At 56.4% G+C, this 20,747-nt stretch carries 19 protein-coding genes and 1 riboswitch; of the genes, 7 read left to right on the top strand and 12 right to left on the bottom strand.

The features are described 5' to 3' along the window. Nucleotides 1–32 precede the first annotated feature (32 nt). Nucleotides 33–4,256 carry a DNA-directed RNA polymerase subunit beta' gene (gene rpoC, locus EKN83_RS22360; RefSeq protein WP_008503454.1) on the top strand — a complete coding sequence of 1,408 codons (4,224 nt, stop codon included), beginning with the start codon at nt 33–35 and terminating at the stop codon, nt 4,254–4,256. A 57-nt stretch (nt 4,257–4,313) separates the two neighbouring features. Here rpoC and EKN83_RS22355 read toward each other — a convergent pair whose 3' ends face one another. From EKN83_RS22355 to EKN83_RS22310, 10 genes are all read right to left on the bottom strand, one after another. Continuing rightward, nucleotides 4,314–4,631 (bottom strand): PTS lactose/cellobiose transporter subunit IIA, encoded by a 318-nt coding sequence (locus tag EKN83_RS22355; RefSeq protein WP_025759618.1) that lies wholly within the window; start codon nt 4,629–4,631, stop codon nt 4,314–4,316. 3 nt (nt 4,632–4,634) lie between these two features. Then, entirely contained in the window at nt 4,635–4,940 is a 306-nt protein-coding gene (locus EKN83_RS22350) for a PTS sugar transporter subunit IIB (RefSeq protein WP_014882067.1), read from the bottom strand. Nucleotides 4,941–5,086: 146 nt separating this feature from the next. Continuing rightward, nucleotides 5,087–6,628: a sensor domain-containing diguanylate cyclase gene (locus EKN83_RS22345; protein WP_045286636.1), complete on the bottom strand. Its 1,542-nt coding sequence runs from the start codon at nt 6,626–6,628 to the stop codon at nt 5,087–5,089. A gap of 336 nt (nt 6,629–6,964) precedes the next feature. Beyond that, complete coding sequence (gene thiH, locus EKN83_RS22340) at nt 6,965–8,092, bottom strand: 2-iminoacetate synthase ThiH (RefSeq protein WP_047957505.1); 1,128 nt, start codon at nt 8,090–8,092, stop codon at nt 6,965–6,967. Then, a complete protein-coding gene (gene thiG / locus EKN83_RS22335; RefSeq protein WP_126801726.1) occupies nt 8,089–8,859 on the bottom strand; it encodes a thiazole synthase in 771 nt (256 codons plus the stop codon). Before thiG ends, thiH begins: the two co-directional genes overlap by 4 nt. 1 nt (nt 8,860) lies before the next feature. Next, on the bottom strand, nt 8,861–9,061 hold the full coding sequence (gene thiS, locus EKN83_RS22330) for a sulfur carrier protein ThiS (protein WP_025759613.1): 201 nt from the start codon (nt 9,059–9,061) through the stop codon (nt 8,861–8,863). Beyond that, nucleotides 9,045–9,800 (bottom strand): HesA/MoeB/ThiF family protein, encoded by a 756-nt coding sequence (locus EKN83_RS22325; protein WP_126801725.1) that lies wholly within the window; start codon nt 9,798–9,800, stop codon nt 9,045–9,047. The genes thiS and EKN83_RS22325 overlap by 17 nt, the downstream gene beginning before the upstream one ends. Continuing rightward, nucleotides 9,793–10,428 carry a thiamine phosphate synthase gene (gene thiE / locus EKN83_RS22320; protein ID WP_126801724.1) on the bottom strand — a complete coding sequence of 212 codons (636 nt, stop codon included), beginning with the start codon at nt 10,426–10,428 and terminating at the stop codon, nt 9,793–9,795. Before thiE ends, EKN83_RS22325 begins: the two co-directional genes overlap by 8 nt. Beyond that, entirely contained in the window at nt 10,428–12,323 is a 1,896-nt protein-coding gene (thiC, locus tag EKN83_RS22315; RefSeq protein ID WP_045286641.1) for a phosphomethylpyrimidine synthase ThiC, read from the bottom strand. The genes thiE and thiC overlap by 1 nt, the downstream gene beginning before the upstream one ends. A 79-nt stretch (nt 12,324–12,402) precedes the next feature. After that, nucleotides 12,403–12,511: riboswitch (TPP riboswitch) on the bottom strand. A gap of 54 nt (nt 12,512–12,565) precedes the next feature. Beyond that, complete coding sequence (locus tag EKN83_RS22310) at nt 12,566–13,051, bottom strand: Rsd/AlgQ family anti-sigma factor (protein ID WP_045286642.1); 486 nt, start codon at nt 13,049–13,051, stop codon at nt 12,566–12,568. A 95-nt stretch (nt 13,052–13,146) separates the two neighbouring features. Between EKN83_RS22310 and nudC the strand changes: the two genes are divergently transcribed. The 6 genes from nudC to EKN83_RS22280 all read left to right on the top strand — a co-directional run bounded on the left by nudC (nt 13,147) and on the right by EKN83_RS22280 (nt 17,499). Then, nucleotides 13,147–13,920 carry an NAD(+) diphosphatase gene (gene nudC, locus EKN83_RS22305; RefSeq protein ID WP_025759607.1) on the top strand — a complete coding sequence of 258 codons (774 nt, stop codon included), beginning with the start codon at nt 13,147–13,149 and terminating at the stop codon, nt 13,918–13,920. Nucleotides 13,921–13,958: 38 nt separating this feature from the next. Continuing rightward, entirely contained in the window at nt 13,959–15,023 is a 1,065-nt protein-coding gene (gene hemE / locus EKN83_RS22300) for a uroporphyrinogen decarboxylase (protein ID WP_126801723.1), read from the top strand. Between the two features lie 9 nt (nt 15,024–15,032). After that, nucleotides 15,033–15,704, top strand: coding sequence for a deoxyribonuclease V (gene nfi / locus EKN83_RS22295; RefSeq protein ID WP_023309979.1), 672 nt, complete (start codon nt 15,033–15,035; stop codon nt 15,702–15,704). A gap of 41 nt (nt 15,705–15,745) precedes the next feature. After that, nucleotides 15,746–16,336, top strand: coding sequence for a YjaG family protein (locus tag EKN83_RS22290; RefSeq protein WP_032644509.1), 591 nt, complete (start codon nt 15,746–15,748; stop codon nt 16,334–16,336). 186 nt (nt 16,337–16,522) lie between these two features. After that, on the top strand, nt 16,523–16,795 hold the full coding sequence (gene hupA / locus EKN83_RS22285) for a nucleoid-associated protein HU-alpha (protein WP_002445246.1): 273 nt from the start codon (nt 16,523–16,525) through the stop codon (nt 16,793–16,795). A gap of 11 nt (nt 16,796–16,806) precedes the next feature. Beyond that, the gene (locus tag EKN83_RS22280; protein WP_045286644.1) at nt 16,807–17,499 is read left to right on the top strand and encodes a DUF1481 domain-containing protein; all 693 of its coding nucleotides are present in this window, start codon (nt 16,807–16,809) and stop codon (nt 17,497–17,499) included. A 90-nt stretch (nt 17,500–17,589) separates the two neighbouring features. Here the strand turns inward: EKN83_RS22280 and purD are convergent, their stop codons facing one another. Continuing rightward, a complete protein-coding gene (gene purD / locus EKN83_RS22275; RefSeq protein WP_126801722.1) occupies nt 17,590–18,882 on the bottom strand; it encodes a phosphoribosylamine--glycine ligase in 1,293 nt (430 codons plus the stop codon). A gap of 15 nt (nt 18,883–18,897) precedes the next feature. Next, nucleotides 18,898–20,487 (bottom strand): bifunctional phosphoribosylaminoimidazolecarboxamide formyltransferase/IMP cyclohydrolase, encoded by a 1,590-nt coding sequence (gene purH, locus EKN83_RS22270; protein WP_095442150.1) that lies wholly within the window; start codon nt 20,485–20,487, stop codon nt 18,898–18,900. Nucleotides 20,488–20,747 lie beyond the last annotated feature (260 nt).

The following is a 20,747-nucleotide window of genomic DNA, read 5'->3' as shown; positions in this document are numbered from 1 at the left end:
CAGAGTGTGCTAACTCCGACGGGAGCAAATCCGTGAAAGACTTATTAAAGTTTCTGAAAGCGCAAACTAAAACCGAAGAGTTTGATGCGATCAAAATTGCTCTGGCTTCGCCAGACATGATCCGTTCATGGTCTTTCGGTGAAGTTAAAAAGCCGGAAACCATCAACTACCGTACGTTCAAACCTGAGCGTGACGGCCTTTTCTGTGCGCGTATTTTCGGGCCAGTAAAAGATTACGAGTGCCTGTGCGGTAAGTACAAGCGCCTTAAACACCGTGGTGTGATCTGTGAGAAGTGCGGCGTTGAAGTGACCCAGACCAAAGTGCGTCGTGAGCGCATGGGCCACATCGAGCTGGCGTCTCCGACTGCTCACATCTGGTTCCTGAAATCTCTGCCGTCCCGTATCGGTCTGCTGCTGGATATGCCGCTGCGCGATATCGAACGTGTTCTGTACTTCGAATCTTATGTGGTTATCGAAGGCGGGATGACGAACCTGGAACGTCACCAGATCCTGACTGAAGAGCAGTATCTGGACGCGCTGGAAGAGTTCGGTGACGAGTTTGACGCGAAAATGGGTGCGGAAGCTATCCAGGCCCTGCTGAAGAGCATGGATCTGGAGCAAGAGTGCGAGCAGCTGCGTGAAGAGCTGAACGAAACCAACTCTGAAACCAAGCGTAAAAAGCTGACCAAGCGTATCAAACTGCTGGAAGCGTTCGTGCAGTCTGGTAACAAACCAGAGTGGATGATCCTGACCGTTCTGCCGGTTCTGCCGCCAGATCTGCGTCCGCTGGTTCCGCTGGATGGTGGTCGTTTCGCAACGTCTGATCTGAACGATCTGTATCGTCGCGTCATTAACCGTAACAACCGTCTGAAACGTCTGCTGGATCTGGCTGCGCCGGACATTATCGTACGCAACGAAAAACGTATGCTGCAGGAAGCGGTAGATGCCCTGCTGGATAACGGTCGTCGCGGTCGTGCGATCACCGGTTCTAACAAGCGTCCTCTGAAATCTTTGGCCGACATGATCAAAGGTAAACAGGGTCGTTTCCGTCAGAACCTGCTCGGTAAGCGTGTTGACTACTCCGGTCGTTCTGTAATCACCGTAGGTCCATACCTGCGCCTGCATCAGTGCGGTCTGCCGAAGAAAATGGCACTGGAGCTGTTCAAACCGTTCATCTACGGCAAGCTGGAGTTGCGAGGACTCGCCACCACCATCAAAGCCGCTAAGAAAATGGTTGAGCGTGAAGAAGCTGTCGTTTGGGATATCCTGGACGAAGTGATCCGCGAACACCCGGTACTGCTGAACCGTGCACCAACCCTGCACCGTCTGGGTATTCAGGCATTTGAGCCAGTCCTGATCGAAGGTAAAGCTATCCAGCTGCACCCGCTGGTTTGTGCGGCATATAACGCCGACTTCGATGGTGACCAGATGGCTGTTCACGTACCGCTGACGCTGGAAGCCCAGCTGGAAGCGCGTGCGCTGATGATGTCTACCAACAACATCCTGTCTCCAGCGAACGGTGAACCTATCATCGTTCCTTCTCAGGACGTTGTATTGGGTCTGTACTATATGACCCGTGACTGTGTTAACGCCAAAGGCGAAGGCATGGTGCTGACTGGCCCGAAAGAAGCTGAGCGTATTTATCGCGCTGGCCTGGCCTCTCTGCATGCGCGCGTTAAAGTGCGTATCACCGAATACGAAAAAGATGCAAACGGCGAATTCGTTGCGAAAACCAGCCTGAAAGACACGACCGTTGGCCGTGCCATTCTGTGGATGATCGTACCGAAAGGTCTGCCTTTCTCCATCGTCAACCAGGCGCTGGGCAAGAAGGCAATCTCCAAAATGCTGAACACCTGTTACCGCATTCTGGGCCTGAAGCCGACCGTTATCTTCGCTGACCAGACAATGTATACCGGCTTTGCTTATGCAGCGCGTTCAGGTGCATCTGTTGGTATTGATGACATGGTCATCCCAGAGAAGAAACACGAGATCATCTCTGAAGCGGAAGCCGAAGTTGCTGAGATCCAGGAGCAGTTCCAGTCTGGTCTGGTTACCGCGGGCGAACGCTATAACAAAGTTATCGATATCTGGGCCGCGGCGAACGATCGTGTATCCAAAGCGATGATGGATAACCTGCAGACCGAAACCGTGATTAACCGTGACGGTGTCGAAGAGCAGCAGGTTTCCTTCAACAGCATCTACATGATGGCCGACTCCGGTGCGCGTGGTTCTGCAGCACAGATTCGTCAGCTGGCAGGTATGCGTGGTCTGATGGCGAAGCCAGATGGCTCCATCATCGAAACGCCAATCACCGCGAACTTCCGTGAAGGTCTGAACGTACTCCAGTACTTCATCTCCACGCACGGTGCGCGTAAAGGTCTGGCGGATACCGCACTGAAGACAGCGAACTCCGGTTATCTGACGCGTCGTCTGGTTGACGTTGCGCAGGATCTGGTTGTGACCGAAGACGATTGTGGCACCCTCGAAGGTATCACCATGACCCCGGTTATCGAGGGTGGTGATGTTAAAGAGCCACTGCGCGATCGCGTACTGGGTCGTGTGACCGCGGAAGACATCCTGAAGCCGGGTACCGCAGACATTCTGGTTCCACGCAACACCCTGCTGCACGAACAGTGGTGTGACCTGCTGGAAGCGAACTCTGTTGACTCCGTGAAAGTGCGTTCCGTTGTATCCTGTGACACCGACTTTGGTGTATGTGCGCACTGCTACGGTCGTGACCTGGCGCGTGGCCACATCATCAACAAAGGTGAAGCTATCGGCGTTATTGCGGCACAGTCCATCGGTGAGCCGGGTACACAGCTGACGATGCGTACGTTCCACATCGGTGGTGCGGCATCTCGTGCGGCTGCTGAATCCAGCATCCAGGTGAAAAACAAAGGTAGCATCAAGCTCAGCAACGCGAAATCGGTTGTGAACTCCAGCGGTAAACTGGTTATCACTTCCCGTAACACCGAGCTGAAGCTGATCGACGAATTCGGTCGTACCAAAGAGAGCTATAAAGTGCCTTACGGTGCGGTTATGGCGAAAGGTGATGGCGAGCAGGTTGCCGGCGGTGAAACCGTTGCAAACTGGGATCCACACACCATGCCGGTTATCACCGAAGTAAGTGGTTTCATCCGCTTCACTGACATGATCGACGGCCAGACCATTACTCGTCAGACCGACGAGCTGACCGGTCTGTCTTCTCTGGTGGTTCTGGATTCTGCTGAACGTACTACCGGCGGTAAAGATCTGCGTCCTGCGCTGAAAATCGTTGATGCTCAGGGTAATGACGTTCTGATCCCAGGTACCGATATGCCTGCGCAGTACTTCCTGCCGGGTAAAGCGATTGTACAGCTGGAAGATGGCGTACAGATCAGCTCTGGTGACACCCTGGCGCGTATTCCTCAGGAATCCGGCGGTACCAAGGACATCACCGGTGGTCTGCCACGCGTTGCGGACCTGTTCGAAGCACGTCGTCCGAAAGAGCCGGCAATCCTGGCTGAAATCAGCGGTATCATCTCCTTCGGTAAAGAGACCAAAGGTAAACGCCGTCTGGTTATCACCCCGGTAGACGGTAGCGAGCCATACGAAGAGATGATTCCTAAGTGGCGTCAGCTCAACGTGTTCGAAGGTGAACGTGTAGAACGTGGTGACGTGGTTTCCGACGGTCCAGAAGCGCCGCACGACATCCTGCGTCTGCGTGGTGTGCATGCTGTTACGCGTTACATCGTTAACGAAGTACAGGACGTATACCGCCTGCAGGGCGTTAAGATTAACGATAAACACATCGAAGTTATCGTTCGTCAGATGCTGCGTAAAGCAACCATCGAAAACGCGGGCAGCTCCGAGTTCCTCGAAGGCGAGCAGGTTGAATACTCACGCGTCAAGATCGCTAACCGCGAACTGGAAGCGAACGGCAAAATCGGTGCGACCTTCTCGCGCGATCTGCTGGGTATCACCAAAGCGTCTCTGGCAACCGAGTCCTTCATCTCTGCAGCATCGTTCCAGGAAACTACTCGTGTCCTGACCGAAGCCGCTGTTGCAGGTAAACGTGATGAACTGCGCGGTCTGAAAGAGAACGTCATCGTGGGTCGTCTGATCCCGGCTGGTACCGGTTATGCGTACCATCAGGATCGTATGCGTCGTCGTGCTGCAGGCGAACTGCCAGCTGCACCGCAGGTTACTGCTGAAGATGCATCTGCGAGCCTGGCAGAACTGCTGAACGCAGGTCTGGGTGGTTCCGACAACGAGTAATCGTTGAGTCGCTAATAAAAAACCCGCTTCGGCGGGTTTTTTTATATCTGCACTCTTTCAGTTTACTAACGGGATCCGTCGATACAGCTCAATCATATCGCCCGCCAGATCCTGTATGACCATCGCGTTCATCAGGTGATCCTGGGAGTGGACAGTGATGAGGTTTACCGGCAGTTTTCCGCTGCCTTCATCAAGACCGATAAGCTGCGTCTGGATCGTGTGCGCATGCTTCACATATTCCCGCGACTCTTCCATCGCTTTCTCGGCTTCGGTAAAGTCACCTTTACGCGCCATCTGCAACGCCGTGAGGGCAGCACTGCGTGCCGCACCCGCATTGACCAGCAGTTCCATGATCGTTGTTTCTAAATCTTCCATGGTTCACTCCAGAAGTTTGAGCGCTTTTTCCAGTACGGCATCACCTTTCATCATGCCGTAATCCATCATGTCGATCACCGCGACCTTTTTACCCAGAGGGTCGGCCTGCGCCTGGAGTTTCGCCTGCTCGTATTTCACCTGGGGCCCCAGCAGAACGATGTCGGCCGTCGCGATGTTGTCTTTAAACTCCGCAACCGGAACGGCTTTAATGGTGACTTCTACTCCTTTTTTCTGCGCGGCGTCTTTCATACGTTGAACCAGCATGCTGGTTGACATTCCCGCTGCACAGCATAAAACGATGTTCTTCATAATCAGCCTCGATCTACATGTGTTTATTGATAATTATCCCGTGCAGAACGCTTCAACAACCGCTTTACCGCGATTGTGTGTCAGGCATCACAAAGAAATCAGCATTTTTCTGAAACCGGTTACAATTTTGCCAGGTATCGCGAAAATTAGCCGACGGAGGTGCGAAGAATGCGGTTTTTCCCCTGCCGCTTCGCACTGTAGAGAGCGTTATCCACACTTTCTACAAATTGCTCCAGCGGTTCGAAATGCCACTCCCCAAGACCACCGCTGAACGTGACCCGCAGGTTTTCCTCCCGCCAGACGCGCTTTTCAACCGCGGTACGCCATGCCTCCAGTAAGGAGAAGGCGTCCGCGATCTGCCCGGCCTGGAAGACCACCGCGAACTCCTCTCCACCGTAGCGGTAAACCGGGACGTGGTGCGGCTGCATAATCTGGATCCCTTCACGGGCTACGTTGCGCAGGACAATATCACCGGTCAGGTGGCCCAGGGTGTCGTTAATCGACTTAAAGTTATCGATATCCACCAGCGCCATCGCAAACGGCTGCTGGGCATTCAGCAATTCCGCGACATCGCTGTCGAATGCGCGGCGGTTTTTACAGCCCGTCAGGGCATCGTGAGTCGCCTGGCGCACATAGGCCATCTCGCGCTCTTTATTCGACTGGATCGTGTGGCTCAGCATGGCTTCAAGACGCGGTGCCTCGCTGACATCGCCGGTTTTGATGGCATTGATAATGTGCATCAGCACGCTACGCGAGGCGTGTCGGAGGTATAAGCCAAAGAGAATGATAATGATGGCCGCCAGCGCGAATCCCCAGCCAACAATCGTCGTTTCGTGACGGGTAATATCGGTGAGCGTATCACCTGATACCCGGTAGATGACAAACCAGTCCGGGTTAGTAAAGGAGTAGTAGTAATACCAGGCATTGCTTTTCTTGTCGTACAGGTGGCCTTCGCCGCTGGTCATTTTGTCCATCAGCGCTTCGCTTACGTACTTCTTGAAGAGCGCGCCGGTATCAGGGTGAAGCACGACGGCACCGTCACGTTCGACGACGAAGAATTCTCCCTGCACGGGCGCCACCATCTGACGCAGCGTATAGCCCATTGAGGTCAAATCGAGATGAAACGCGATGGTTCCCTTTAGCCTTCCTTCCGGTGAAATCAACGGTTTATAGAGGGTTACTGTCGGATGGCCGGTGAAGTAGTCCATGTAGGGGCGTGTATAGTGGCTGAAGATACTGGCTTCCGCCTGGGCGATAAACCACGGGCGCGTCCGGGGATCGAAGGTTTTACTCTTCTCCGTGGGAAGTACTTCCGGTGCGCGCAGATAATGCCCCTGCGTGTCGGCAAGCGAAATGGAGGAGACGGTCGGCATCAGGTTTTGCAAATGCATCACCATCTGCAGCCCCTGCGTCGGGTTGACGTTCAGCGTCTCGTTTAGCCTGTCGTCGCGCGCGAAGTATATCGCGGCGCGGCCAAGGATATAGTCATTCTCACGCAGGATAGATTCGGTGTAGTTCACCGCCAGGTTGTGCGTGAAATTGCTATTAATCTTGTGATAATCCTCAAGAAAATCCTTTCTCTGCGAAAGCGTCACCGCGATCGCGATCACCGCAAAACTGCAGAGGATCCCCGCGAAGCTGAGCATGATTGGCCGGGTAAAAGAGAGCTTTTTGCTGTGAAGTGCCATGAGTTGTACATCGATCCTGATGGTGAATACTTTTCGTCTGCCGATATCCTCTCAGCATAGTCGCTGTCCTGCGGTTAGCGGTGAATTATACGGAACATGATTACTGACGGGATGATTTATCTTAAGGATCATTAAGAAAATGCTTATTAAACGGGCGTGCGCTTTTTGCGCAATTAATCAGAGGCAGGGCGAAACGAGGAAGAAGCTTTTCGCCCTGGACAGCATCCGTTGCTGACCCTGCGACGATAAAAAACCGGATGAGTGCTGGCAATCATCCGGTTGTGACTCTCCGTAGCGCCTCGACACTTTTTTATCGGGTTGCGGTACGTTGCAACGTTATTGTGAGGCTCTTCCCAGCCAGCTGTCCCAGTCTTTCCAGACCGGTTGTAATCCCTGAGCGCTCAGGGCGGCAGCGACCGCTTCCGGACGCCGCCCGTCATGCGGTACAAACTGCTCCAGCTCCGGGCGATCGTCGGCGTAGCCTCCAGGTTGCGTTTTGGAAAACGCGCTGACGTTGTTGATCGCGAGCGGGACCACGCGATCGCGAAACGCTGGCGATTCACGCGTTGACAGGGATAACTCCACTTCCGGCGCGAGCAGGCGAAACGCGCAGATGGTCTGCACCAGCTGGCGCTCATCCATAAGCGACGCCGGTTCAATCCCGCCTGCGCAAGGTCGCAGCCGGGGGAAAGAGATAGAATAACGGCTCTGCCAGTAGTGCTGCTGGAGCCACAGGAGATGTTCCGCCACCATGTAGCAATCCACCCGCCAGCTGTCGGAGAGCCCGATCAGCGCGCCCAGACCGATTTTGTCGATGCCAGCGCGGCCCAGCCTGTCCGGGGTCTCCAGGCGGAAGATGAAATCCTGTTTCTTCCCCTTAAGATGATGCCGGGCATAGGTCGCCTCATGATACGTTTCCTGATAGACCATGACCCCATCCAGACCGAGCGTTTTGAGCTCCGCGTACTCCTCCTGCGAAAGAGGCTGCACTTCCATCTGCAACGACGCGAACTGACGACGAATAGCGGGAAGATGCTGGCGAAAATAGTCCATGCCCACCTTCCCCTGATGTTCGCCCGTTACCAGCAGCAGATGCTCAAAACCCATTTCACGGATGGCCGCACACTCACGGGCAATCTCACCCTCATCGAGCGTTTTACGCTTGATGCGGTTGCTCATGGAGAAACCGCAGTAGGTACAGTCATTAGCGCACAGATTCGAAAGATAGAGCGGCACGTAGAAGCTCACCGTGTTGCCAAAGCGCTGACGGGTAAGCCGCTGGGCACGCTGGGCCATCGGTTCGAGGTATGCGCTGGCTGCCGGCGAGAGCAGGGCCATCAGATCTTCGCGGGTCAGATGTCGGGCCTGCAGCGCGCGCTCCACGTCGGCCGCCGTTTTGCTGTTGATGCGCAGGGCAATGTCGTCCCAGTTAAGCTGCCGCCAGCGCTCGGTAAACGTCCTCATGAGATCGCCTCCAGAAAACCGGTCAGCGGGCTGGTGGCCTGTGCCAGAAAACTTCGTGAACCGGGGCCGGATGCTCTTGCCAGCAAGCCGGCTTCGACAGCCATGCGGAACGCGCGGGCCATCGTGACCGGATGGTCGGCAACCGCAATGGCGGTGTTCACCAGTACCGCATCGGCACCCATCTCCAGCGCCTGCGCGGCGTGGCTGGGTACGCCAATGCCAGCATCTACCACCACCGGCACGGTGGCCTGTTCGATGATGATTTCCAGCATCGCGCGGGTTTCCAGCCCCTGATTGGAGCCGATAGGCGCGCCCAGCGGCATGACGGCGGCGCAGCCGACCTCTTCCAGCCGTTTACACAGCACGGGATCGGCCCCGCAGTAAGGCAGAACAGTAAAGCCTTGCTGCACCAGCTTTTCAGCTGCTTTCAGCGTTTCGATGGGATCGGGCAGCAGCCAGCGCGCGTCCGGGTGAATTTCCAGCTTGAGCCAGCGTGTGCCCAGCGCTTCACGGGCCAGCTGAGCCGCAAAAATCGCCTCCTCGGCGGTTTTCGCACCGGAGGTGTTGGGCAGCAGCGTGACGCCCGCTTCCAGTAAGGGAGCCAGAATGGCGTCGCTGTGGTGGCGCAGATCCACGCGCTTGAGCGCCAGCGTCACCAGCTGGCTGCCGCTTTCCCGAATGGCGTCCACCATCAGCTGCGGCGAGGCGAATTTCCCGGTTCCGGTAAACAGATGCGAATCAAAAATTTTATCAGCAATACGTAACATCTCAGCCCCCTGCGATAACCTGAAACAGCAGGATCTGGTCGCCCTCATTGACCTGCTGATGTTCCCACTGCTCGCGCGGCAGGATCTGTTGATTGAGTGCCAGCGCCGTTCCCGGCCTGAGCTGGCGCAGCTTGTCGAGCAGGACGGCAACGGTGAGGCCGTCATCGCATTTCATCGGCTCATCGTTAAACAGAATGCGCATCGTGGCCTCCGCATACCGGGCAGCGGCTGTCACGGTGCAGCGCCAGGTGGCGCCAGCCGCTGGAACGGGCATCAAACAGCCGCAGGGTATTGCGTTCCGTCTCCATGCCGCTGAGTAACTTGATGGCTTCCAGCGCCTGCATGGTGCCCATTACGCCGACCACCGGACCAAGAATGCCTGCCGTGCGGCAGTTGCGTTCCGGTTCGGCATCATCCGGCCACAGGCAGCGATAGCAGCCCTGTGCCCACGGTGGCGTCAGGACCATCATCTGGCCGCCGAACCCCACCGCACTGGCGGTGACGAGGGGGGTATGCGTGGCCACGCAGGCGGCGTTGATCGCCTGGCGCGTCGCCATATTGTCGGTACAGTCCAGCACCACATCAGCAAGGGCGACTTCTCGCTGCAAATGTTCGCCGCTGAGCCGCTCCTGGCGCGCAATAAGCGTAATATCCGGGTTCAACTGATTCAGCCGCTGGCGGGTAATACGCGCTTTGGGCTGGTTGACATCCTCCGTGGTAAAAAGGATTTGGCGCTGCAGGTTACTGAGATGCACGTCGTCGTCATCGGCCAGCACCAGCGTGCCCACGCCGGCGCCTGCCAGATAGAGCGCGGCAGGTGCGCCTAATCCTCCCAGACCAACAATCAGCGCCCGGCTGGCGAGCAGTTTTTGCTGCCCGTCGATGGCAATATCCTCCAGCAGGATCTGGCGGCTGTAGCGCATAAAATCACGATCATTCATTACCTGCTCCTGCCAGCTGTAACAGCTGTTCGGTGGCGGCCTGCCAGTTTGCGGCCTGGGTGATGGCGCTGACGACGGCAATACTGCCAACGCCCGTCTCCAGCACCGCCGGCGCCCGTTCAAGGCTAATGCCGCCGATGGCAACGGTAGGATAATCGGCAAGGCGTTTGACGTGACCCGCCAGCTGCGTCAGCCCCTGCGGTGCGGAGGGCATCTGTTTGGTTTGCGTCGGAAAGACGTGACCGAGCGCGATATAGGAGGGGCGAGCCGTCAGCGCCACGTCGATCTCCATGTCGTCGTGCGTTGACACCCCCAGCCGTAATCCGGCGTCCCGAATAGCGCTCAGGTCCGTTGTTTCCAGATCCTCCTGACCCAGATGCACGCCGTAAGCCTGGTGCTTAACGGCCAGTCGCCAGTAGTCGTTGATAAACAGACGGGCGTGATACCGACGCCCCAGCGCAATGGCGGCGACCACATCCGCCTCCACCTCGTCATCGTGTTTATCCTTGATGCGCAACTGGATCGTGCGAACGCCGGCCTCCAGCAAGCGCTCTATCCACGCCACGCTGTCCACCACCGGATAGAGCCCTAAACGGTAGGGGACGGGCGGAAAATCGGGCTGATACATTACGCCTCCTCTTTTTTGAGGTAGATTTCGCCGCCTTTGGCGCGGAAGGTTTCAGACATGTCCGCCATGCCCACTTCAATGGTTTGCGTGGCGGCGTAGTCGCGTACCTCCTGGCTGATTTTCATCGAGCAGAATTTCGGCCCGCACATAGAGCAGAAGTGCGCGACTTTGCCCGATTCCTGCGGCAGGGTCTCGTCGTGATAGGCGCGGGCGGTGAACGGGTCCAGCGCCAGGTTGAACTGATCTTCCCAGCGGAATTCAAAGCGCGCCTTCGACATGGCGTTATCGCGGATTTGCGCGCCGGGATGGCCTTTCGCCAGGTCCGCAGCGTGGGCGGCGATTTTGTAAGTAATCAGCCCCTGCTTCACGTCCTCTTTGTTAGGCAGGCCGAGGTGCTCTTTCGGCGTCACATAGCAGAGCATGGCGCAACCGAACCAGCCGATCATCGCCGCCCCAATCCCGGAGGTGAAGTGGTCATAGCCTGGCGCAATATCGGTGGTCAACGGCCCCAGGGTATAGAATGGCGCTTCGTGGCAGTGCTCCAGCTCTTCGGTCATGTTGCGGCGGATCATCTGCATCGGCACATGTCCCGGGCCTTCAATCATCACCTGCACGTCATACTCCCAGGCGATTTTGGTCAGCTCGCCCAGGGTATGCAGCTCGGCAAACTGCGCTTCGTCGTTGGCGTCGCGAATGGAGCCCGGACGCAGGCCATCCCCCAGCGACAGGGAGACATCGTACGCGGCGCAGATTTCGCAGATCTCGCGGAAGTGTTCGTAGAGGAAGTTCTCTTTATGGTGCGACAGGCACCATTTGGCCATGATGGAGCCGCCGCGTGAGACAATACCGGTCAGACGTTTCGCCGTCATCGGCACGTAGCGCAGCAGTACGCCCGCGTGAATGGTGAAGTAATCTACCCCCTGTTCAGCCTGCTCCAGCAGCGTGTCGCGGAAGGCTTCCCAGGTGAGGTCTTCGGCAATGCCGTTGACCTTCTCCAGGGCCTGGTAGACGGGCACCGTTCCGATAGGGACCGGGCTGTTACGCAGGATCCACTCGCGGGTTTCGTGAATATAGCGCCCGGTTGAGAGATCCATGACCGTGTCCGCACCCCAGCGCGTTGACCAGACGAGCTTTTCCACCTCTTCTTCGATGGAAGAGGTGACGGCCGAGTTACCGATATTGGCGTTAACCTTCACCAGGAAATTGCGGCCGATAATCATCGGCTCAGATTCCGGGTGGTTGATGTTGGCGGGGATAATCGCACGGCCTGCGGCCACCTCATCACGCACAAACTCCGGCGTGATGTTCTCCGGCAGGCGAGCGCCAAAGCCTTCGCCCGGATGCTGATGGCGGAGCACTTCGCTGCGGATGCGCTCGCGCCCCATATTTTCACGGATAGCGATAAACTCCATCTCCGGCGTGACGATACCCTGGCGCGCATAGTGCAACTGGGTCACACGTTTGCCCGCTTTCGCCCGTTTCGGCGTCAGCAGTCCGGCGAAGCGCAGCTCATCAAGACCGTCGTCGGCCAGACGCGCTTTGGTGTAAGCCGAACTGCGATCAGATAGCGCTTCGCAGTCATTACGTTCATCAATCCATGGCTGGCGCAGTTTCGCCAGACCCTGCTGCACGTTAATGGCAACAGCAGGATCGCCGTACGGGCCGGAGGTGTCATACACCGGCACGGCTTCGTTGTCTTCATACTGTGGGTTATCTTTGCTGCCGCCGATAAGCGTCGGGCTAAGCTGGATTTCACGCATCGGGACGCGGATATCGGCCCGGGAGCCGGAAATGTAGATGCGTTTTGAGTTCGGGAAAGCAGTGCCTTCCAGGGTATCAATAAAGTGTTGGGCCTGTGCGCGCTGTTCGCGGCGGGTCAGTTTTGCAGTAGACATAGCTCATTCCAAAAGTGAAGGACATGGCTTGTCAGACGACGGATGAAGCAAGAGAGGATCGCCCGGTGGGCGATACAACAGCAGTGTGACTCTTGTTCCCTTCGCAGGTATTAACCTGATCAGGTTCCGCGGATCCCGAATTAACGGTCTCAGCCCGGCTTTCGCTCTGGGCACTCCGACAAGAAAAATCCCCCTCGTGAGAGGGGCGAATGGTTGTAAATTACTCGTTAACGATTAAGAACTCAAGCAGGGCGCATGATGTTATCTTCGGGGCTGGCATCCAGGACGAGGCTAATCAGCTTATCTTCCAGCGTGAATCGCTCTTCCAGCGCTTCGCCAAGGTCGGAAAGCGCCTGCTGGAACTCAAGATAGTTATCGTGATCGATGGCGTTCTCAAGCGTGGAATCGTAGTAGTCCATGATCTGCTGGGTGTTAGCTTCCAGCAGCGGATAGAGCTTGCTGGCCGCTAAATACGGTGTTGTCCCTTCCATTTCGCGGATAATACGTTCATAAATATTGAAATGGCCGTCGGACAGATAGTCGACCAGGCTCTGACAAAAATCATCCAGCGCTTTTTCATTCAACCGCATAAACGATTCTTTGCCAGGCTTAATACCGACCAGATTGTAATAAGCCACGAGTAGATGCTTGCGCACATGTAGCCAGCGATCCACCAGTTTGTTACTTCCTCTAACGCGCTCAGTCAGGCTTTCCAGCTGGTTTAACATGGTCGACTCCGCAAAGTGTAGGATTGAATCTGCTCATCCAGAATGTAACCACAATGCTAACAACATGTCAGTGAAGCGAAGGTAGTGCAATAGATATGGATCGTATTATTGAAAAATCAGATCTCGGTTGGTGGATCGTCAGTCACGAACAAAAATTATGGCTTCCTGACGGGGAGATCCCTTATGGCGCAGCAGAGAGGTTCGATCTTGTGGGCCAGCCGGCGCTGAAGATCGGCGAATGGCAGGGAGATGCGGTGTGGTTGATCCAACAACCCCGCCGTCAGGAAATGGGTTCGGTTCGACAGGTGTTGGATCTGGATGTGGGCCTGTTCCAGCTGGCGGGGCGCGGTGTACAGCTGGCGGAGTTTTACCGCTCGCATAAATACTGCGGCTACTGCGGTCACACCATGCACCCGAGTAAAACCGAGTGGGCGATGCTCTGCAGCCACTGCCGCGAACGCTACTACCCACAAATTGCGCCGTGCATTATCGTCGCTATCCGCCGGGAGGATTCTATTTTGCTGGCCCAGCATACCCGTCATCGCAACGGCATTCACACCGTGCTGGCTGGCTTCGTTGAGGTGGGTGAAACGCTGGAGCAGGCGGTGGCGCGCGAGGTGATGGAGGAGAGCGGGATCAAAGTGAAGAACCTGCGCTACGTCACCTCCCAGCCCTGGCCCTTCCCGCAGTCGCTGATGACGGCCTTTATGGCCGAATACGACAGCGGCGAGATCGTTATCGATCAGAAAGAGCTGCTGGAAGCGAACTGGTATCGCTATGACGATTTACCGCTCCTTCCCCCACCGGGCACCGTGGCGCGTCGGCTGATAGAAGATACCGTGGCGATGTGTCGGGCAGAGTATGAGTAGTGTTACACTGGGGCCATGACGCTTAAGGAACTGCAAAAATGACCGAACTGAAGAACGATCGTTATCTGCGTGCGCTGCTGCGCCAGCCCGTTGATGTCACCCCGGTATGGATGATGCGCCAGGCGGGACGCTATTTGCCAGAGTACAAAGCCACGCGCGCGCAGGCGGGTGATTTTATGTCGCTGTGCAAAAACGCCGAGCTGGCCTGCGAAGTGACGCTCCAGCCGCTGCGTCGCTTCCCGCTGGATGCCGCCATTCTCTTTTCGGACATTCTGACCATTCCGGACGCGATGGGCCTTGGGCTCTATTTCGAAACCGGTGAGGGCCCGCGTTTTACCTCCCCGATTAAAAGCAAAGCGGATGTCGATAGGCTGCCGATCCCCGATCCGGAAGGAGAACTGGGGTATGTGATGAACGCTGTGCGCACCATTCGCCGCGAGCTGAAAGGCGAAGTGCCGCTGATTGGTTTTTCCGGCAGCCCATGGACGCTGGCGACCTATATGGTTGAAGGGGGCAGCAGCAAAGCCTTCACCCAGATTAAAAAGATGATGTACGCCGAGCCGCTGGCCCTGCATGCGCTTCTCGACAAGCTGGCGAAGAGCGTCACGCTCTACCTCAACGCGCAGATTAAAGCGGGTGCGCAGTCGGTCATGATTTTCGACACCTGGGGTGGCGTGCTGACCGGCCGCGATTATCAGCAGTTCTCGCTGTACTACATGCACAAAATCGTCGATGGCCTGTTGCGTGAAAACGAAGGCCGCCGCGTGCCGGTGACGCTGTTCACCAAAGGTGGCGGTCAGTGGCTGGAAGCCATGGCGGCAACCGGCTGTGACGCGCTGGGTCTTGACTGGACCACCGATATCGCTGATGCCCGCCGCCGCGTGGGCGACAAAGTGGCGCTGCAGGGCAATATGGATCCTTCCATGCTCTATGCGCCGCCTGCCCGCATTGAGGAAGAAGTGTCGACTATACTGTCTGGTTTCGGCAAGGGTGAAGGACACGTCTTTAACCTTGGCCATGGTATTCATCAGGATGTGCCGCCAGACCACGCTGGCGTATTTGTGGAGGCGGTGCATCGGCTTTCTGCCCAGTATCACCAGTAAGGAGTGGTTATGGATCTCGCGTCGCTACGCGCTCAACAAATCGAACTGGCTTCATCAGTGATCCGTGAGGATCGGCTGGATAAGGATCCTCCTCAGTACATTGGCGGAGCCGACGTTGGGTTCGAGCAGGGCGGTGAAGTGACGCGAGCGGCGATGGTGGTCCTGAAATACCCTTCGCTTGAGCTGGTGGAATACAAGGTGGCGCGTATCGCCACCACCATGCCCTACATTCCCGGCTTTCTCTCCTTTCGCGAATATCCCGCGCTGCTGGCCGCGTGGGAGCAACTTTCGCAAAAACCCGACCTGCTGTTTGTCGATGGACACGGTATCTCACACCCGCGCCGTTTAGGCGTTGCCAGCCACTTTGGGCTGCTGGTGGATGTGCCGACCATTGGCGTCGCCAAGAAACGTCTCTGCGGCGCGTTTGAACCCCTTTCCGCTGAGCCGGGCGCGCTGGCGCCGCTTATCCATAAAGGGGAGCAGCTGGCATGGGTCTGGCGCAGTAAAGCCCGCTGTAACCCACTGTTCATCGCCACCGGGCATCGGGTAAGTATGGACAGCGCTCTGGCGTGGGTGCAGCGCTGTATGAAGGGCTACCGTTTACCGGAACCCACGCGCTGGGCAGATGCCGTGGCCTCTTCGCGTCCAGCTTTTGTTCGTTGGCAGGAAATTCAGCGATGATTCAGGTAAACTGCGCCTAATTTTCGATTCGAGAGATCATCATGCTACAAAACCCGATTCACCTGCGCCTGGAAAAGCTGGAAAGCTGGCAGCACGTCACCTTTATGGCTTGCCTGTGCGAGCGCATGTATCCCAACTATGCCGCGTTTTGCAAGGAGACGGGCTTTGGCGATGGGCATATTTATCGTCGCATTCTGGACCTGATCTGGGAAACGCTGACGGTGAAAGACGCGAAGGTGAATTTCGACTCTCAGCTGGAAAAGCTGGAAGAGGCGATTCCGGTTGCGGATGATTTTGACCTGTATGGCGTCTACCCGGCGATTGATGCCTGCGTGGCGTTAAGCGAACTGCTTCACTCCCGTCTGAGCGGCGAAACGCTGGAGCATGCTATCGAAGTCAGTAAAGCGTCTATCACCACCGTGGCGATGCTGGAAATGACCCAGGAAGGTCGTGAAATGACCGACGAAGAGCTGCGTGCAAACCCGGCCGTAGAGCAAGAATGGGACATTCAGTGGGAAATTTTCCGCCTGCTGGCCGAGTGTGAAGAACGCGATATTGAGCTGATAAAAGGGCTGCGCGCAGACTTACGTGAGGCCGGCGAGAGCAATATTGGTATAATTTTTAACCAATGAGATAAGAAAACTTGAGATAACGCCCGTTTTGTCGCTCCTCGACTCTTCCCTTTCGACCCTTGTCTGGTCTACATTTGGGGGGCGAAAAAAAGTGGCTATCGGTGCGTGTATGCAGGAGAGTGCTTTTTTGGCATTTTCGTCGCACTCGATGCTTAGCAAGCGATAAACACATTGAAAGGATAACTTATGAACAAGACTCAACTGATTGATGTAATTGCGGACAAGGCTGATCTGTCTAAAGTGCAGGCTAAAGCTGCTCTGGAATCTACCCTGGCTGCTATTACTGAGTCTCTGAAAGAAGGTGATGCTGTACAACTGGTTGGTTTCGGTACCTTCAAAGTGAACCACCGCGCTGAGCGTACTGGCCGCAACCCGCAGACCGGTAAAGAAATCAAAATCGCCGCAGCTAACGTGCCGGCATTTGTTTCTGGTAAAGCACTGAAAGACGCTGTTAAGTAAGACGCGTGGCAGTGAACAGTTTTAGCGAAGGGGCGGCAACGCCCCTTTTGTCTTTCTGGCGTGGAACGCTCGCGCTGGCAGGCATGCTGTTGCTGTCAGCCTGTAGCCACGATACCTCTCTGCCACCGTTTACCGCCAGTGGCTACGCGGATAACCAGGGTGCGGTCAGGATCTGGCGTAAAGATACCGGCGGTGAAGTTCATCTGCTCTCTGCGTTTAGCCCGTGGCATAACGGCAATACGTCGACGGCGGAATATCGCTGGCAGGGCGATGAGCTGTCGCTCATTGAACTGAACGTCTACAGCAAAACCCCCGAACATGTGAAAGTGCGTTTTGACGACCACGGCGAGCTAAGCTTTATGCAGCGTGAAGTCAGCGGTCAAAAACAGCAGCTTTCCAGCGATCAAATCGCGCTCTACCGTTATCGAGCTGAACAAATCCGCCAGACCAGCGATGCGCTGCGTCAGGGCCGCGTCGTGCTGCGCCAGGGGCGCTGGCATACTGATGGGACAGTGACAACCTGCGAAGGGCAGACCATCAAGCCTGATCTCGAATCCTGGGCCATCGAACACATCGAACGCCGTCAGCGGCATTCATCAATGGAAGTGAGTGTGGCGTGGCTTGACGCGCCGGAAGGCTCTCAGCTGCTGCTGGTGGCTAACGAAGACTTCTGCACCTGGCAGCCGACAGAGAAGAGTTTCTGAGTTCTGTGGATTAAGCCGGATGGCGCTAACGCTTATCCGGCCTACGAACGATCCCCTCTCCCTTTGGGAGAGGGTTAGGGTGAGGGGAAATTACTCCCCCTGCTCACGCGCAATCGCGCGATAGCCGATATCCTGGCGGCTAAAGCTACCGTTCCAGTGAATATCCGCCATCAGCGCATAGGCGCGTTTCTGCGCTTCTGCTACGGTATGGCCCAGCGCGGTGGCACACAGCACGCGTCCGCCGTTGGTCAGTACGCGGTCATCGTCAGCCAGCTTCGTTCCGGCGTGGAATACCTTCGCGTCTTCAACCTCTTCCAGCGGCAGGCCGTGGATCTCATCACCGGTGTTGTAGTGGCCAGGGTATCCACCCGCAGCAATGACTACGCCCAGTGACGCACGCTCGTCCCACTCGGACGTTTTCTCGTCCAGCTTACCTTCGCACGCCGCCAGGCACAGTTCTACCAGGTCGGATTTCATGCGCAGCATGATGGGCTGGGTTTCCGGATCGCCAAAGCGGCAGTTGAATTCGATGACCTTAGGATTACCCTGTTTGTCGATCATCAGGCCTGCATAGAGGAAACCGGTGTACGTATTCCCCTCGGCAGCCATCCCTTTTACAGTTGGCCAGATGATGCGATCCATCGTGCGCTGGTGCACTTCATCAGTGACCACCGGAGCAGGGGAGTAAGCCCCCATTCCGCCGGTATTCGGGCCGGTATCGCCATTGCCCACACGCTTATGATCCTGGCTGGTGGCCATCGGCAGAACGTGCTCGCCGTCGACCATCACGATAAAGCTCGCCTCTTCGCCGTCGAGAAACTCTTCGATCACGATGCGGTGGCCCGCGTCACCAAAGGCATTACCTGCCAGCATATCCTGAACCGCGGCTTCGGCTTCTTCGAGCGTCATCGCCACGATCACGCCTTTCCCGGCAGCCAGGCCGTCGGCCTTAATGACAATCGGTGCGCCTTTTTCACGCAGGTAAGCCAGAGCGGGCTCAACCTCTGTGAAGTTCTGGTATTCCGCCGTCGGGATATTGTGACGTGCGAGGAAATTTTTGGTGAAAGCTTTGGAGCCCTCCAGCTGGGCAGCACCTTCCGTTGGGCCGAAGATTTTCAGGCCTGCCGCGCGGAACGCATCCACCACGCCAATCACCAACGGCGCTTCCGGGCCGACGATGGTCAGGTCGATTTTCTCGCTTTGGGCAAAACTCAGCAGCGCCGGAATGTCGGTCACGCCGATAGCCACGTTCTGCAGCGCGGGTTCCAGTGCGGTACCGGCGTTGCCCGGTGCCACGAAGACCGTTTTCACCCGCGGAGACTGGGCCGCTTTCCATGCCAGAGCGTGCTCGCGTCCGCCGTTACCAATCACTAATACTTTCATTTTCTGCTCCGGGAATTAATGGCGGAAGTGACGCATGTCGGTGAAGATCATCGCGATGCCGTGTTCGTCGGCAGCGGCAATCACTTCGTCGTCGCGGATTGAACCGCCAGGCTGGATCACGCAGGTGATGCCGACAGCGGCTGCGGCGTCGATACCGTCACGGAACGGGAAGAAGGCGTCAGAAGCCATGGCGGAGCCTTTGACTTCCAGACCTTCGTCACCTGCTTTAATGCCCGCGATTTTCGCCGAGTAAACGCGGCTCATCTGGCCTGCGCCTATCCCGATGGTCATGTTCTCTTTGGCGTAAACAATGGCGTTGGATTTGACGAACTTCGCCACTTTCCAGCAGAACAGCGCGTCACGCAGTTCCTGCTCTGTTGGCTGACGCTTGGTCACCACGCGCAGGTCGGCTTCTGTCACCATACCCAGATCGCGGTCCTGTACCAGCAGGCCGCCGTTCACGCGTTTGAAGTCCAGGCCCGGAACGCGTTCCGCCCACTGACCGCAAACCAGGACGCGCACGTTCTGTTTCGCCGCGGTGATTTTCAGCGCTTCTTCAGAAGCTGATGGCGCGATGATCACTTCAACAAACTGGCGGGAGATGATGGCCTGTGCGGTTTCGGCATCCAGTTCGCGGTTAAACGCGATAATGCCGCCGAAGGCAGACGTCGGGTCGGTTTTGTAGGCGCGGTCATAGGCATCCAGAATGGAGGTGCTCACGGCAACGCCGCATGGGTTTGCGTGCTTGACGATAACGCAGGCAGGCTCGCTGAATTCTTTCACGCATTCCAGCGCGGCGTCGGTATCGGCAATGTTGTTATAGGAGAGCGCCTTACCCTGAACCTGCCGGGCGGTCGCAACAGAGGCTTCTTTTACCTCTTCTTCTATATAGAAAGCAGCCTGCTGGTGGCTGTTCTCGCCGTAACGCATATCCTGCTTCTTGATGAAGTTCAGGTTCAGGGTGCGCGGGAAGCGACCGGAAGGATCTTTACTTTCACCGTGGTAAGCCGGTACCAGACTACCGAAGTAGTTGGCAATCATGCTGTCGTACGCGGCGGTGTGTTCGAAGGCTTTGATGGCGAGGTCGAAACGCGTTTCCAGGGTCAGTGACCCTTCGTTGGCGTCCATCTCATTAATAATGGCTTCGTAATCGCTGCTCTTTACGACGATGGCGACATCTTTATGGTTCTTGGCCGCGGAGCGCACCATGGTCGGGCCGCCGATATCAATATTTTCTACGGCATCTTCCAGAGAGCAGCCTTCACGGGCAACGGTCTGGGCGAACGGATAAAGGTTAACGACAACCATGTCGATTGGCGCGATCTCATGCTGTTCCATAATGGCGTCGTCCTGACCGCGACGGCCAAGAATACCGCCGTGGACTTTTGGGTGCAGGGTTTTGACGCGTCCATCCATCATTTCCGGGAAACCGGTGTAATCGGACACTTCGGTTACCGGCAGACCCTTATCTGCTAACAGGCGAGCGGTACCGCCTGTAGAAAGCAGCTCCACACCGCGTGCAGAAAGTGCCTGAGCGAATTCGACGATACCGGCTTTATCAGAAACACTGAGCAGAGCGCGGCGGACTGGACGACGTTGTTGCATGGTAAATCCCCTGGATTTCACGATTACAGAGAGCGTTAGATGAATTTTCCTGCGAAAAACTCATCTAACACACCTGACGAGGCATCCTTGTGAAGCGCGAGCATTTTAACGAAAACGTTTGCGCAACGCTCGCACATTTTCACTTTTTCGTATCATTGTGGATAAGTCTGTGTGTAAAAAGGTATAAGGCGGGGTTCTGCTGTGGAATGCAGCAGTCAGTCATCTTTCTGTCATTTAGCGGTTGCGGCCTGCGGAGAACT

This window comes from Enterobacter sp. WCHEn090032 (genome assembly GCF_003986875.1).
GTDB classification, from domain to species: domain Bacteria; phylum Pseudomonadota; class Gammaproteobacteria; order Enterobacterales; family Enterobacteriaceae; genus Enterobacter; species Enterobacter sichuanensis.
This window is presented reverse-complemented; position numbering and strand designations above follow the sequence as displayed.